The sequence below is a fragment of the Flavobacterium sp. genome (assembly GCF_043720215.1).
Lineage (GTDB): Bacteria > Bacteroidota > Bacteroidia > Flavobacteriales > Flavobacteriaceae > Flavobacterium.
On sequence record NZ_JAYSSZ010000088.1, the window covers coordinates 1 to 13,915 of the forward strand.

Sequence of the window (13,915 nt, forward strand, 5' to 3'; positions counted from 1 at the left end):
GAGCAAAATTAAAAGGCATCCGATTGTGTTAAGTTGAAATTCCATTTTATTAAAAATTAAGGACAACAATTAAAGACAGACATAAATGGGGTAAATTTCGTTTCGTTGCATGAAGAAAAACCAGCTTCTGTAAACGCTCTTTGCCATATTTTTTTGGAGAAAAAATGTGTAAATCCGATTGAGAATGCAACAAAGTTGGGGAAATCTCGCAAGTGTTCAACCATAATAACACTTCCACTTGATTTACAAACCCTATGACATTCTTTTAAAAACTGAACTTTTTCGTCTTGGGAACGAATTTAGTGAACTGCGGATAACAAAAAAATATAATCGACAGAATTATCTTTTAACGGTATTGAATTTGAAATAATTTGTTGCGTATTTGGATATACTAAACTCACTTTCCTTGCTCTAATTATTGCAGGTTCTGTATGTTGTTTGGAATTATAAAAGTCAAAAACTTTTAAATCAGATTTAGGGAATAAGTTTTTGATGATAAAACTTGTTTCGTCAAACCCAGCATTAATGTTCAGAATTTTAGTGTCTTTTGAATCTGTAAGGTTCAGTTTTTTTAACCAATTAAAATCATAATAGCCTGAAAAATCGTAAACATAAGCCGATACGATTAATGGCATTGTCAATCCATAAATAAAGGACAAAAGTATAATCCAATATAAAATATTTGACCAACTAAATAATATATGACTTGTAATAATCAATGTCAAAGCGACTAAACCAAACACATAAAAATGTCTGTTAAAACTTAAAATATTTATTACTCCTTGAAAAGGTTTTCTTTTTATTTCCATTTTTCAATTCTTCCTTTTTTCCAATAATACGGAATGTTTTCTATAATAAAAGCATTGGCCAACTTTATATCAGAAAAATTAAATTTGTTTAAGAAGTCAAATTTATAATTGATTATTTCAATTGGTTTTGGATTCCATTTTTCACGAACACCTTCAATAATTAGGATTTCATTTTCTTTAACTGTAAAAGTAAAAGGAAGTGGACCAGCATATTTTTTAGCCGTTTTCCAATCGGTAAAAGGAGAATTTGTAGGTAATGAAATTTCTTCTTTTATGTCAGAAAAAGCAAAATTAAATTTTGATTTTACAGATTCAAAACTTGTATTTTCTTTATATTCTTTTTTAACGATATCGGTTGTAGCATAGTTGTAATGCGTAAATATATTGCCGAAGAATTCCATTTTCTTTTTATTGGTTTCGGATTTTAAAATATATAAACCTCTGAAAATTTTCCCTTTTGGATTTTTATATTTTACAAAAATTCTATAGCCAATTAGAAGAAAATCATTTCCCATGAATTCAGGAAATCCCTTTGGGCGTAACTTTTCTGTTTCAACCATGGCGACAGCTATAAAAGCCCATTTATTATCATAAGTATCTAATTCAAGGCAATCAGGAAGTAAATTTTCTAATTGTTCTTTAGGAATGGCAAATGTTAAGACGATTGACTTTTTGAAAAAAGTTTCAACAGCAAAAGGATGATTTTTTAATTTTTCTAACACTTTTCTTTGTTTAGAATAAATTCGTTAAAATAGATGAATAGACAAAATAATAACGCAAATACAGAATTCCATTTTCCCCACAATAGTAAATCAGGAACAACTGTGAATTCTAAAATGTTCATTGTTAGAATAATAATGATTTGTGCTATGGCGTTAATTTTAGAATTAATTCTACTGATAATCCAAATTGCCATTAAGACTTCTGAAAAACCTATTAGTTTGGTAATAATATAAGCGGAAGGATTATCTAAACATAAAATTTCTTTAACGATTTCTTGGTGTCGAGGAACATAATTTAATACTTTACAAAAAAGACCGTTGCTAAGCCACACTAAAGAAATTAAATAAATAGAAAGTTTTTTATATGTCATAAATCTAAAATCTACAATCAATATTAAAATAAGCTACCAACTTCCACTACTTCCGCCACCAGAGAAACCTCCGCCACCGAAACCACCACCAAAACCTCCGCCACCAGAGAAACCTCCTCCAGATGAACCACCAAAACCACCACCACTTCGTCCCATGCTACTTAAAATAATCACGTCTAGTAAGCTAGGTGTTCCGCCAATTCCGCTTCCGTTTCCTTTGTTGTTTTTGGAAATTATGACGAGTATAATGATGAAAAGAATGATAAAAAATATAATCGGAATTCCGCCACCTTCTTTATTTTCTTTTCGTGTTCCTTTGTATTTTCCTTTGAAAACATCAAAAATAGCATCGGCACCTTTGTCTAATCCATTGTAGTAACTTCCGGCTTTAAATTCTGGAATAATAATATTTCTAATAATTTCTCCGCCAATTCCTGCAGTCAGTCTATCTTCTAAACCATAACCTGGATTAATGGCAATTTTTCTTTCATTTTTGGATAATAAAATAACGACACCATTGTCATCTTTTGCAGTTCCGCCAATGCCCCAAGTTTGCCCCCATTTTGTAGCCAATTGACTGACATCTTCACCTTTTAGACTTTCAATAGTAATGACAACAATTTGAGTTGTAGTTGAATCAGAGTATTTAATTAGTTTTTGTTCTAATTGCGCTTTTTCAGTAGCAGATAAAACATTAGCATAATCATATACCGAAGTTTGAAATTTTGGAATTTCTGGAATGGTAAATTGAGCAAAACTAATTTGAGTGAATAAAAAACAAACGAGTAGTTTCAGGAAAATCGAGTAATTCATTTTTGTTAAAGTCATTATCCTTTAGATATTTCGTTTGATAATTCATTTGTATCGCCTTCTTGCCAAGGGAAATATTTTTTGAGTTGTTCTCCAGCTCTCAAAATACCATCAATAAGTCCTTGTTTGTAATTATGCTCTTTGAAATGTGCCACCATAATATCTTTGGTACAATTCCAAAAATCAGCAGTAACGACATCATTAATGCCTTTGTCTCCACAAATGACAAAAGTTTTATCTTTTACAGCTAGATAAATCAAAACTCCATTTTTGAGTTCTGTTTCATCCATTTTCAATTCGTGAAAAATTTCCATCGCACGGTCATACGCATCGATGGAAGTTGTTTTTTCAATATGTACTCTAATCTCGCCGGAAGTTTCTTTTTCAGCCACACGAATAGCTTCTACAATTTCTTGTTCTTCTTCTTTGGTTAAAAAATCTTCTACTTTCGACATTTGGTATTTATTTAAAAATGATTTACCGCGAATTTGCAATTATGTAATTTAGAAATTCGCGGATTATTTTTTTTAGAATTTTACTTCAACAGGTTTTGCAGCGCCTGGTTCAGCATCAAAATATGGTTTTCCTTCAAATCCGAACCAACCTGCTAAAATAGAGTTTGGAAACGTTTTTACATGATTGTTAAATGGTTTGATTGCTTCGTTAAAACGTGTTCTAGCTGTCAGAATCTGATTTTCAGTACTTGCTAATTCGTCTTGTAGTTTCTTGAAATTTTCTGTAGCATTCAGCGTAGGATAAGCTTCAACACTAACCAACAATCTTGACAATGAAGACGAAACGCCACTTTGTGCTTGATTAAATTGTGCTAATTGTTCTGGTGTAATATTTTTTGGATCAACAGTTACAGCAGTTGCTTTTGCACGTGCTTCGATTACAGCAGTTAATGTGCTTTTTTCGAAATCAGCAGCACCTTTTACAGTATTTACTAAGTTTCCAATCAAATCATTTCTACGTTGGTAAGAGGTTTGTACATTTCCCCATGATTCTGAAACATCTTCGTTCATTTTTACGGCAGAGTTATTAAAACCTGCAGCCCAACTATAAAGTGCGAATGCAATTACTGCAATTATCCCAACGGGAATTAACCATTTTTTCATAATTTTTGTTTTTAAAGATTTGTTTAATTTTATAATTCAGTTTTAATGCTCAATAATTGTGCCTTAATGCTTTCTAGTTTGCTAATAATATCAAACTTGTCTAAGGTTTTTTTCTGACCTTCTTTCAAATGTACTTTTGCACCTTCTAGTGTAAAGCCACGTTCTTTGACCAAATGAAATATCAGTTGCAAATTTTTTACATCTTCGGGTGTAAACATTCGGTTGCCTTTGGCATTTTTTTTTGGTTTTAGAATATCAAATTCCTTGTCCCAAAATCGAATAAGCGATTGGTTCACATCAAAAGCAGTGGCAATTTCGCCCATGCTGTAATATCTTTTATCTTTAGGTAAATCTATGTGCATTAATCTAGAGATTGATTTTCTTGTGTTGCTAATTTTGCAATAGCCGTATATTCTACCGCCGAAATATTTCCGTAATAAAAGTTAATTGGGTTTACTACATTTCCGCCTTTGTGAACTTCATAATGTAAGTGCGGAGCCTGACTACGTCCAGTGCTTCCAACAAAACCTATTATATCACCGCGATTTACACGTTGTCCCGCTCGTTTGTTATATCTGCTTAAATGTGCATATAAAGTTTCATAACCAAAACCATGACTTATCACAATATGATTTCCAAAACCTGAGGCGCCTGCATCAGCACGTCTTATCACACCATCTCCAGTAGCATAAACTGGCGTTCCTGTGGGCGAAGTAAAATCCATTCCTTTGTGCATTTTTCTAGCTTTGGTAAACGGATCACTTCGGTATCCAAAACCAGAAGCCATATGTCTCAATTGTTCATTCTTTACAGGCTGAATAGCTGGAATAGAACCTAAAAATTTCTCTTTTGCTTTAGATAATTTCAAAATCTCATCGAGCGATTTCGATTGCATCGCGAGTTGTTTCGAAATTAAATCTACACGTTCAGCAGTATTGGTTACTAATTTTTCATTATTAAAACCCAACAATTGTTTAAACCTACTTTCACTAACAATTCCTTTGGTCTTTTTTACTTCCGAAATAGGAGCGTTGTTAAAATAAACACGATAAATATTATTATCACGATCAGCAACACTAGCTAAAACCGCATCTAATTCATCTATTTGTTTGTTTAATATGGTGTAATTTAATTTCAAATTTTCATTTTCTCGAGTCAGCAATCTGTCTTTTGGAGTTTCAAAGTACGGCGTATTCAATAACGCTACAAAACACAAAAAACCAAACAATGCCGACGCCACTAAAAACAATGCGATATAGCCGAAACTTCTCGCTTTTTTAGTTTTTATTTTCCGATACGCTAAATTTTCGGCATCGTAATAGTATTTTACTTTCTTCATATTTTAAAAAATCCTATTTTTGTAGTCGTTATCACAAAGTAACAAAATATTAGACGAACTAATGTAGAAATTGTTTCAATAAGTATACTTTTTTTTCAGAAGTAAATAAAATAATGTGCCTATCCCGATGGCTATCGGGACAGCTATCCGTTACAAGTTCTCGTTTAGAAATCTTTTTTTCTACGAGTTAGCAGGAGCTTCCGTTGGTCGCTCTGCCAGCTCAAGAAAAAATAAATTTCTAAATTTCAAAGCTTTTCACTGTTATCTGGGGCAAAATGGTTAGCCTTTAATTTGGTTATTCGGTTATTCGAATTCCAAATAAACAAATAACCGAATAACCGAATAAACATAAAAAATGACATCAAAAGACATCCGCAAGCAATACCTTCAGTTCTTCGAATCAAAAGGACATCTTATCGTTCCATCAGCGCCAATCGTTCTTAAAGACGATCCAACGCTAATGTTTAACAATTCTGGAATGGCACAATTCAAAGAATATTTCTTAGGAAACGGAACGCCAAAAAGTCCAAGAATTGCCGATACTCAAAAATGTTTGCGCGTATCTGGAAAACATAATGATCTCGAAGATGTAGGTTTCGATACCTATCATCATACGATGTTCGAAATGCTAGGAAACTGGTCTTTTGGTGATTATTTTAAAAAAGAAGCGATTAATTGGGCTTGGGAATTATTAACTGAAGTTTATAAAATTCCAAAAGAAAATCTTTACGTTTCTGTTTTCGAAGGAAGCAAAGAAGACAATGTGCCTTTCGATCAAGAAGCTTGGGATATTTGGAAAGGATTAATTGACGAAGATAGAATCATTTTAGGAAATAAAAAAGACAACTTCTGGGAAATGGGAGACCAAGGGCCTTGTGGACCCTGTTCAGAAATTCATGTCGATTTGCGTACGCCAGAAGAAAAAGCATTGGTTTCAGGAAAAAGTCTAGTAAACAATGACCACCCACAAGTAGTTGAAATCTGGAACAACGTTTTTATGGAATTCAACCGTAAAGCCGATGGTTCTCTAGAAAAATTACCAGCACAACACGTCGATACCGGAATGGGATTCGAGCGTTTGTGTATGGCGTTACAAGGAAAAACATCTAACTATGACACCGATGTTTTTACACCACTTATCGAAAAAGTAGAACAAATTACTGGATTAAAATACACTTCAAACGAAGTTAAAAATATAAGTGAAGAACAAAACAAAACCAACATTGCCATTCGTGTTATTGTCGATCACGTTCGTGCTGTAGCTTTTGCTATTGCTGATGGACAATTGCCATCTAACACTGGGGCAGGTTATGTTATTCGTAGAATTTTGCGTCGTGCGATTCGTTACGGATTTACGTTTTTGGATACCAAAGAGCCTTTCATTAATAAATTGGTAGAAGTTTTGGCAAACCAAATGGGGGAATTTTTCCCAGAAATAAAATCACAACAACAATAGGTTACCAATGTAATTCGAGAAGAAGAAGCTTCTTTTTTAAGAACAATAGAATACGGAATTGATAAATTACAAAAGTTTATAAATACACATGATCTTATTATAGATAATTTGCCAGTTACCAATAATCCTGAAAAAATTGTTTCTGGAGGTATGGCTTTTGAATTATATGATACATATGGTTTTCCATTAGATTTAACTGAGTTAATAGCTAGAGAAAGTGGGTTTAAAGTTAATGTTGAAGGTTTTAATGAATTAATGTTAGAACAAAAAAATCGTTCACGATCTGCATCAGAAATGTCAACGGAAGATTGGTCGGTTTTAATTCCAGGAAATGTAGAAACATTTGTAGGTTATGACAAAACAGAAAATGATGTAAAAATCACACGTATTCGTAAAGTAGATTCTAAAAAAGATGGGATTTTATACCAAATCGTTTTAGACAACACACCATTTTATCCAGAAGGCGGAGGTCAAGTTGGAGATAAAGGAACATTGGTTTCTGCAAACGAAACGATTGATATTATTGATACTAAAAAAGAAAACAACCTGATTTTGCATTTTGCAAAACAACTTCCAGAAAATATCGAAGCTGGTTTTGTGGCAAAAGTGAATACTGATTTAAGAACATCAACTTCCAAAAATCACTCGGCTACGCACTTGATGCATTTGGCTTTGAGAAACATTCTTGGAACGCATGTAGAGCAAAAAGGATCGTTGGTAAATCCAAATTATTTACGTTTTGACTTTTCACATTTCAGTAAAGTTTCGGATGACGAATTACGTCAGGTAGAAGCAAGTGTAAACGCACAAATAGAAGCGCAATTACAGTTGGTAGAACACAGAAATATTCCAATTAAAGAGGCATTGGACAAAGGTGCGATGGCTTTATTTGGAGAAAAATATGGTGATAATGTTCGCATGATTGAATTTGGCGAAAGCAAAGAACTTTGTGGTGGAATTCACGTGAAAAACACAGCAGAAATCTGGCATTTCAAAATCATTTCAGAAGGTGCAGTTGCAGCAGGAATTCGAAGAATAGAAGCAATTACTGGCGATGCAGTTAAGAATTTCTATGCAAATCAAGAAAACACATTATCTGAAATTAAGGAAACTTTGAAAAATCCACAAGATATTTTAAAATCGGTGGCTTCATTACAAGACGATAATGTGAAATTGAAAAAACAAATTGAGCAATTGTTGAAAGAAAAAATCGATGGATTAAAAAATGCATTGGTTTCTGAATTCAAAGAAATTAATGGAATCAACTTCTTATCGAAACAAGTAGATTTAAGCATGAGTTCGACTAAAGATTTGGCTCAAGCATTGGGAAGTTCTCAGCCAAATTCGTTTGTTGTTCTAGCTTCAATAGAAGATAACACGCCAAATATTCATTGTTTTATAGCTAAAGAACTGGTTGCAGCAAAGAGCTTAAATGCTAATGCTGTTATCAAAGAATTAGGAAAATATATTGACGGTAATGGTGGTGGACAACCATTTTTTGCATCAGGAAAAGGAAAAAATGCAAACGGAATCAAAGAAGCTTTAGAAAAAGCTATTGATTTTGTAAAGTAATAAAACTAAAAATTATTATGTTAACCCTCCAAGAGCTCTAAACTCATGGAGGGTTTTTTAGTTAAATTTTCGTATACCTGAAAATAAACCCCCAAAACATAAATTAATTCGTTTTTATTTTTTTGCTTTATACAAATTTATAAAATCCCAAAAATGAAAAGAATTGTTTTGATATTAAGTATTGTAACACTTGCTTTTACGTCTTGTTCTAAAAGTGAAGATGATTCAGTTCAATCAGTAGATTCAAATAATATTTTGTTGAAAAAATCAATATCTGCAAATGGGAGCTCATCATCTACTTTGGAATATGTTTATAGTGATAATAAATTATTAAGAATAAATATAAATTCAGGTTCATATATTACTCATACTTATACAGGAGATTTAATTACACGAGGAGCTCAATATAATAATAATGTTTTATCAGTTGAAACTATTTATGAGTATGATTCAAATAATAAAATGATAAGTGCGAAAAGTTTATCATATGATAATTTAATTGCTAGTAAAATAGTTTATAATTACAATTTAGACGGCACAATTCAATATGAAGTATATAGAGGAAATTTTTCGAGTCAGAATACTTTATCTGGTACGGGTAAAATGTGGTTAAATAGTGATAGCGAAATTTTTAAAAAAGAAGAGTATCAAAATGGTGTATTGACATATAGAAAAGAAAATACATTTGATACTGGAAATTCTGTTTTTAAAAACGTCACAGGGTTTGATAAACTATTTTTATCTGATTCAGGAAAAAAAAGAAACTTAATAAGTTCGCAAACACATGATTCTAATAATGTATTAGTCACGGGTTATTCAGATGTGGTAACATATAATCAGAATAATTATCCTACTTCAGCGATACGTACTTTAAGAACAGGTTCTACTAGTACAATACAATATTTTTACGAATAATTTTTCGTTTAATAAAAAGCCTTTCAAAATTAAACTTTTGAAAAGCTTTTTTATTTTACGCTACTGAGACACTTTTTCTCTCGCCAATTTGCTGTCTCCACATCGAATAATACAATCCTTTTTCTATCAATAAATCTTCGTATTTTCCTTGCTCGATGATTTTTCCTTGTTCAAAAACAAATATTCTATCAGCATACATAATGGTAGAAAGTCTGTGTGCAATAAGAACAGTAATTCGGTTTTGGTCTGAAATACTTCTAATAGTGGTGTTTATTTCTTCTTCGGTAATCGAATCTAATGCTGAGGTTGCTTCGTCAAAAATCAATAAATTCGGGTTTCTTAATATGGCACGAGCAATAGATAAACGTTGTTTTTCTCCACCAGAAACTTTAATTCCTCCTTCACCAATGGTCGAATTTAGTCCGTCTTCGGCACGATTTAGTAGTTCCTCACAACTGGCTTTGTGTAAAGTATCCAAAAGGTTTAAACTCTTGGAGGGTTTTTGTTTTAAACAGACTTTTTATCAATGACAGCAGTAGCTTCTATCTCAATAAGCCAATTTCTATTTCCTAAAACGCTAACGCCAACTAAAGTGCTTGCTGGATAATTTTCAACACCTAAAAATACTTTTCGGACTTTTCTAAAAATAGGCAAATCTACTTCTGGATTGAAATTTACAATATAGGTATTCATTTTTACGACATCTTGAAAACTCGAATTACATTCTTTTAAAAGGGTTTCTAAATTTTTAAATGTGGCAATAGTTTGTGATTCTAAATCATTTCCTTCGCCAATTTGCCCTGAAATATGCAAGGTTTTGGTTTCGTCAGTTTCTATAATTACGACTTGTGAAAAGCCTTCATTTGGATGTAAATATTCTTTTTGAAACATAGTGTAAATTATTTTCTCTCACCAATTTGCTGTCTCCACATCGCATAATACAAACCTTTTTCTGCCAGTAAATCTTCGTGTTTGCCTTGTTCGATGATTTTTCCTTGTTCTAGAACAAAAATGGTATCAGCATGCATAATGGTAGATAGTCTGTGTGCAATAAGAACAGTAATTCGGTTTTGGTCAGAAATACTTCTAATGGTAGTATTTATTTCTTCTTCGGTAATCGAATCTAATGCTGAGGTGGCTTCGTCGAAAATTAATAAATTCGGGTTTCTTAATATGGCACGAGCAATAGATAAACGTTGCTTTTCTCCACCAGAAACTTTAATTCCTCCTTCACCAATGGTCGAATTTAGTCCGTCTTCGGCACGATTTAGTAATTTTTCGCAACTTGCTTTGTGTAATGCATCCAAAAGGTCTTGATCGGTTGCCTCAGGTTTTACAAACAATAAATTCTCACGAATAGTTCCCGAAAATAATTGGGCGTCTTGGGTTACAAAACCAAGTTGCTTGCGTAAGTCTAATAAATCGATAATATTAGAATCGATACCGTTATATAAAACTTGACCTAACGCTGGCGGATACAATCCTACTAATAGCTTTACTAAAGTTGTTTTTCCAGCACCAGATGGGCCAACAAACGCAACTGTTTCTCCTTGTTTGATATGAAAATTGATATTTTCGACCGCTGAAAATTTTGCTGTTTTGTGTTTAAAACTAACATTTATAAATTGTAAAGAAGCAATTTTACCTATCGATTTAGGATTTTCTGGACGAAACTCAGATTTAGCATTTAATAAATTTTCGAAATTTTCCATCGAAACTTTCGTTTCATTTTTCGCAATAATAAAGGCACTTAATTCTTGGAGTGGATTAAAAATAAAGAAGGTAAAAAACACCATCGTGAGCAAATCTCCCACTACTATTTTATCGCTAAATAAGAAATAATATAAAGTAAAAACAACAGAAGTTCTCATAAAATGAACCGTTGTTCCTTGTATAAAACTTAAACTTCTTATGAAACGAATTTTTTCTATTTCTAAGTGTAAAATTTTATGTGTATTTGAATTTAAACGACTTTCTTCTTGTTGTGTTAAGCCTAAACTTTTTACTAATTCGATATTTCGCAAACTTTCAGTTGTAGATCCAGCGAGCGAATTGGTTTGTTGTACGATTCTTCTAGAAACTACTTTGATTTTTTTGCCCAAAAACGAACTAATGAAAGCAATGATTGGTGCGGTTAGTATAAATACAAAAGCAATGCGATAGTCAATTTGAGAAATGTAAACAATCACAAAAATAAATCCAATAATGGTTTGAAATATTAATGAAATAGAAAGTGTGATTAGTTTCTCCGAATCGGTACGTGCTTTTTGTAATTTACTCAATGTTTCACCACTTCGTTGGTCTTCAAAATCTTCATAGGGTAAGTCTAAAGATTTTTTAATTCCGTCGGTGTACATTTCAGCACCTGTGCGTTGAATCACTAGATTAGTAAAATAATCCTGAAAATTTTTAGTAATTCTAGAAATCATAGCAGCTCCTAAGGAAAGCCCAATCCAAAAACCAACGGCTTTTAGGAAACCAATTTCGTTACCTTTATATTTAGCAATTCCCACACCACAATCTTGCATGAGTTTACCTGTAATAATCGAATCGCTTAAGCTAAAACATATGTTTATGGCAGCCATAACTAAGGCAAAGAGTAATAATGTTTTATTAAGTAAGAATATAGGAGTTTCATTTGTGTTAAATAATAAGAAGCACAAAAGTAGTAAATAATAACTTGTCTAAAATTTGTAAAAGGCACAAATTCATTCAAAACCCAAAAGCACAATTCTAAAATTATGTTTTTGGTTTTTTCTTTTATAGAAAATTAAGCCTTTGTGGTTTGGGATTTCAAAAAATAAAAAAATGATGTAAGTTTGTAAGACAAAACTAATATTTAAAACAAACTAAAAACTAAAATTTTGAAAAAACTCGTTACATTAATTTTTGCATTAAGCTATTCCGTCATTATAGCTCAGGTATGTCCTACAAATGTTAAACAAAAAAAAGTGCTCCTGGCTGGGGATTCATGGGCACAGTACATGTCGGATGACGGTACATACAATAAAATTTTTGACAAAATGGGACATGGCGATAAGATCATCGCTGGTAGGTCGTTGGGTTCTAATCCTGGAGCAAATTATACAGGAACTGAATATGCTATTAGTGGTTCTGAAGCTCGAGAATGGGCTGATAGAGCAAGATATCCTTGGATAACCAATGTGATTAATGAAATTACAGCAAATCCATCTATAGAAACCGTGATATTATGTATTGGTGGAAACGACATATTAGCTGCAAAGTCTGGTGGTGGTTGGTATAAAGATATGAATCTGGATGTGCCCGGTTCTGAAGCTGCTCTGTTTGCGACTATAAGAACAAATACTTTTGTAATTATAAATGCTATTTTAGCTGCGCATCCGAATGTAAAAATTGTACTTTCTAGTTATGATTATCCAAACTTTAACGTAAATGCTTTATTGTGTGGGTTTTATGCTTGTCCAAAAAGACGTGATTTAAGCCGGGATCCAAACACAGCTTTAATTACTGATGCCGAGTTAAATCAAATGATGGTTACTGTAGAAAGAGAAAGAGCAACTTGGATAAATCTTGAACCTAGACTTTCTTTTGCTAATGCAGTTGGACTTTCTCATTATTATTATGGAGATGGTGTTAGTGCAGCTGGCACATTGCCATTGCCAATACAAGTTGCGCCGTTTCCAACGAATTCGTATGGAGGTAATCTTGTAAGACCAACGTTGCGTTCTAATTTTAGAAGTACAGCAGATCCAATACATTTAAACGCTGCTGCTTATGAGTATAAAATCATACATGAAACAGTGAATACCTTTATGCCAAAGTTTAGAGGTGTTGTTACAAGCACTATTTTCTCTACAGGAGGAACACAAGACGGTTGGACAACTGGAACTACAACTGGAACTACAGCAGTTAGAGTTGGCGATTTAGCAGCTGGTCAAAGCTATAAAGGGATTTTAAATTTCGATACTAGCTCTTTGCCAGATGATGCCACAGTAAATTCGGTTAGTTTATATATGATTAGGAAAAATGCCAATTTGACGAATCCTTTTGTTTCAGGATCATTAGGATTGCCAAAAATTGATATTAAAAATGGAGAATTCGGAACTGTAAGTATAGAAAACACCGATTTTTCAGCACAAGCAACAGCAACTGATTCAGGTTGTTTTTACGGAACAGTTACTGCAAACGATTATACACTAAGAATAGATCTTAATGCCGCAGGAATTGCTGCAATGAATAAAACGGGGAATACACAGTTTAGAATTTCTTTTCCTAATACTAATGCAAATGCTGATTATATAGATTTCAATACAGGAAATGCAGTTGTAGATACAAATATTCTTACCGTAGGTTTGGCAGAATATATGTCTAATGCTAAACCATTTTTAGATATTAATTATACTCCAACTTTAGGTGTTGATGATTTTACTAAAAACGCAATTACATTATATCCAAATCCTGTAAAAAATAATTTTGCTATTAAAGGGTTAGATAATCTAAATCTTCAATTAGAAATAATATCCATTCAAGGACAAGTAGTTAAGAAAATTGAAAATTACAAATCTGATGAATCAGTATCTATAGAAAACTTAGCAAACGGACTTTATTTTGTCAAAATAAATTCAGATAATTTAATTAAAACAATAAAAATACTTAAAACAAATTAAGTTAATTTTGAAAAACTGTTTTAATCAAAAAAACTATGCAATTCAGAACCCAAATACCTATTTCTAAAAGCAATAATCTAATAGATTACAATTCTAGAATTATGTCTTTGGGTTCTTGTTTTGCCGAAAATATGGCTAAGAAATTAGAATATTT

At 32.4% G+C, this 13,915-nt stretch carries 12 protein-coding genes and 3 pseudogenes; 4 read left to right on the forward strand and 11 right to left on the reverse strand.

Going from position 1 to position 13,915, the window contains the following annotated elements:
* Positions 1–299: 299 nt before the first annotated feature.
* From ACHZC3_RS04230 to ACHZC3_RS04265, 8 genes are all read right to left on the reverse strand, one after another.
* The gene (locus ACHZC3_RS04230; RefSeq protein ID WP_394758637.1) at positions 300–809 is read right to left on the reverse strand and encodes a hypothetical protein; all 510 of its coding nucleotides are present in this window, start codon (positions 807–809) and stop codon (positions 300–302) included.
* A complete protein-coding gene (locus ACHZC3_RS04235; RefSeq protein WP_394758638.1) occupies positions 800–1,531 on the reverse strand; it encodes a DUF2071 domain-containing protein in 732 nt (243 codons plus the stop codon). Before ACHZC3_RS04235 ends, ACHZC3_RS04230 begins: the two co-directional genes overlap by 10 nt.
* On the reverse strand, positions 1,525–1,902 hold the full coding sequence (locus tag ACHZC3_RS04240; RefSeq protein ID WP_394758639.1) for a DoxX-like family protein: 378 nt from the start codon (positions 1,900–1,902) through the stop codon (positions 1,525–1,527). The genes ACHZC3_RS04235 and ACHZC3_RS04240 overlap by 7 nt, the downstream gene beginning before the upstream one ends.
* Positions 1,903–1,935: 33 nt before the next feature.
* A complete protein-coding gene (locus ACHZC3_RS04245) occupies positions 1,936–2,730 on the reverse strand; it encodes a TPM domain-containing protein (RefSeq protein ID WP_394758640.1) in 795 nt (264 codons plus the stop codon).
* Complete coding sequence (locus tag ACHZC3_RS04250) at positions 2,730–3,167, reverse strand: TPM domain-containing protein (RefSeq protein ID WP_394758641.1); 438 nt, start codon at positions 3,165–3,167, stop codon at positions 2,730–2,732. The genes ACHZC3_RS04245 and ACHZC3_RS04250 overlap by 1 nt, the downstream gene beginning before the upstream one ends.
* A 72-nt stretch (positions 3,168–3,239) precedes the next feature.
* Positions 3,240–3,830 (reverse strand): LemA family protein, encoded by a 591-nt coding sequence (locus tag ACHZC3_RS04255; protein WP_394758642.1) that lies wholly within the window; start codon positions 3,828–3,830, stop codon positions 3,240–3,242.
* A 29-nt stretch (positions 3,831–3,859) separates the two neighbouring features.
* The gene (locus ACHZC3_RS04260) at positions 3,860–4,192 is read right to left on the reverse strand and encodes a MerR family transcriptional regulator (RefSeq protein WP_394758643.1); all 333 of its coding nucleotides are present in this window, start codon (positions 4,190–4,192) and stop codon (positions 3,860–3,862) included.
* Complete coding sequence (locus tag ACHZC3_RS04265) at positions 4,192–5,169, reverse strand: M23 family metallopeptidase (RefSeq protein ID WP_394758644.1); 978 nt, start codon at positions 5,167–5,169, stop codon at positions 4,192–4,194. Before ACHZC3_RS04265 ends, ACHZC3_RS04260 begins: the two co-directional genes overlap by 1 nt.
* A gap of 355 nt (positions 5,170–5,524) precedes the next feature.
* Here ACHZC3_RS04265 and alaS point away from each other — a divergent pair.
* Positions 5,525–8,197, forward strand: a pseudogene (gene alaS / locus ACHZC3_RS04270) (alanine--tRNA ligase).
* Positions 8,198–8,350: 153 nt separating this feature from the next.
* Positions 8,351–9,112 (forward strand): hypothetical protein, encoded by a 762-nt coding sequence (locus ACHZC3_RS04275; protein ID WP_394758645.1) that lies wholly within the window; start codon positions 8,351–8,353, stop codon positions 9,110–9,112.
* A gap of 55 nt (positions 9,113–9,167) precedes the next feature.
* Here the strand turns inward: ACHZC3_RS04275 and ACHZC3_RS04280 are convergent.
* From ACHZC3_RS04280 to ACHZC3_RS04290, 3 genes and pseudogenes are all read right to left on the reverse strand, one after another.
* Positions 9,168–9,593: pseudogene (locus ACHZC3_RS04280) on the reverse strand (ATP-binding cassette domain-containing protein); the annotation flags it as partial.
* A 26-nt stretch (positions 9,594–9,619) separates the two neighbouring features.
* Positions 9,620–10,003, reverse strand: a complete 384-nt coding sequence (locus ACHZC3_RS04285) for a RidA family protein (protein WP_394758646.1) — start codon at positions 10,001–10,003, stop codon at positions 9,620–9,622.
* A gap of 8 nt (positions 10,004–10,011) precedes the next feature.
* The gene (locus ACHZC3_RS04290) at positions 10,012–11,697 is read right to left on the reverse strand and encodes an ABC transporter ATP-binding protein (RefSeq protein WP_394758647.1); all 1,686 of its coding nucleotides are present in this window, start codon (positions 11,695–11,697) and stop codon (positions 10,012–10,014) included.
* Between the two features lie 279 nt (positions 11,698–11,976).
* Here ACHZC3_RS04290 and ACHZC3_RS04295 point away from each other — a divergent pair, with 279 nt between their 5' ends.
* Both ACHZC3_RS04295 and ACHZC3_RS04300 read left to right on the forward strand, forming a co-directional pair.
* Positions 11,977–13,761, forward strand: coding sequence for a T9SS type A sorting domain-containing protein (locus tag ACHZC3_RS04295; RefSeq protein ID WP_394758648.1), 1,785 nt, complete (start codon positions 11,977–11,979; stop codon positions 13,759–13,761).
* Between the two features lie 35 nt (positions 13,762–13,796).
* Positions 13,797–13,915 (forward strand): annotated as a pseudogene (locus ACHZC3_RS04300) (GSCFA domain-containing protein); the annotation flags it as partial.

Coding starts and splice junctions, on each gene's coding strand:
- ACHZC3_RS04285 (WP_394758646.1), bottom strand. CDS start 10,003: ATGTTTCAAAAAGAATATTTACATCCAAATGAAGGCTTTTCACAAGTC.
- ACHZC3_RS04265 (WP_394758644.1), bottom strand. CDS start 5,169: ATGAAGAAAGTAAAATACTATTACGATGCCGAAAATTTAGCGTATCGG.
- ACHZC3_RS04230 (WP_394758637.1), bottom strand. CDS start 809: ATGGAAATAAAAAGAAAACCTTTTCAAGGAGTAATAAATATTTTAAGT.
- ACHZC3_RS04240 (WP_394758639.1), bottom strand. CDS start 1,902: ATGACATATAAAAAACTTTCTATTTATTTAATTTCTTTAGTGTGGCTT.
- ACHZC3_RS04250 (WP_394758641.1), bottom strand. CDS start 3,167: ATGTCGAAAGTAGAAGATTTTTTAACCAAAGAAGAAGAACAAGAAATT.
- ACHZC3_RS04290 (WP_394758647.1), bottom strand. CDS start 11,697: ATGGCTGCCATAAACATATGTTTTAGCTTAAGCGATTCGATTATTACA.
- ACHZC3_RS04260 (WP_394758643.1), bottom strand. CDS start 4,192: ATGCACATAGATTTACCTAAAGATAAAAGATATTACAGCATGGGCGAA.
- ACHZC3_RS04275 (WP_394758645.1), top strand. CDS start 8,351: ATGAAAAGAATTGTTTTGATATTAAGTATTGTAACACTTGCTTTTACG.
- ACHZC3_RS04255 (WP_394758642.1), bottom strand. CDS start 3,830: ATGAAAAAATGGTTAATTCCCGTTGGGATAATTGCAGTAATTGCATTC.
- ACHZC3_RS04245 (WP_394758640.1), bottom strand. CDS start 2,730: ATGACTTTAACAAAAATGAATTACTCGATTTTCCTGAAACTACTCGTT.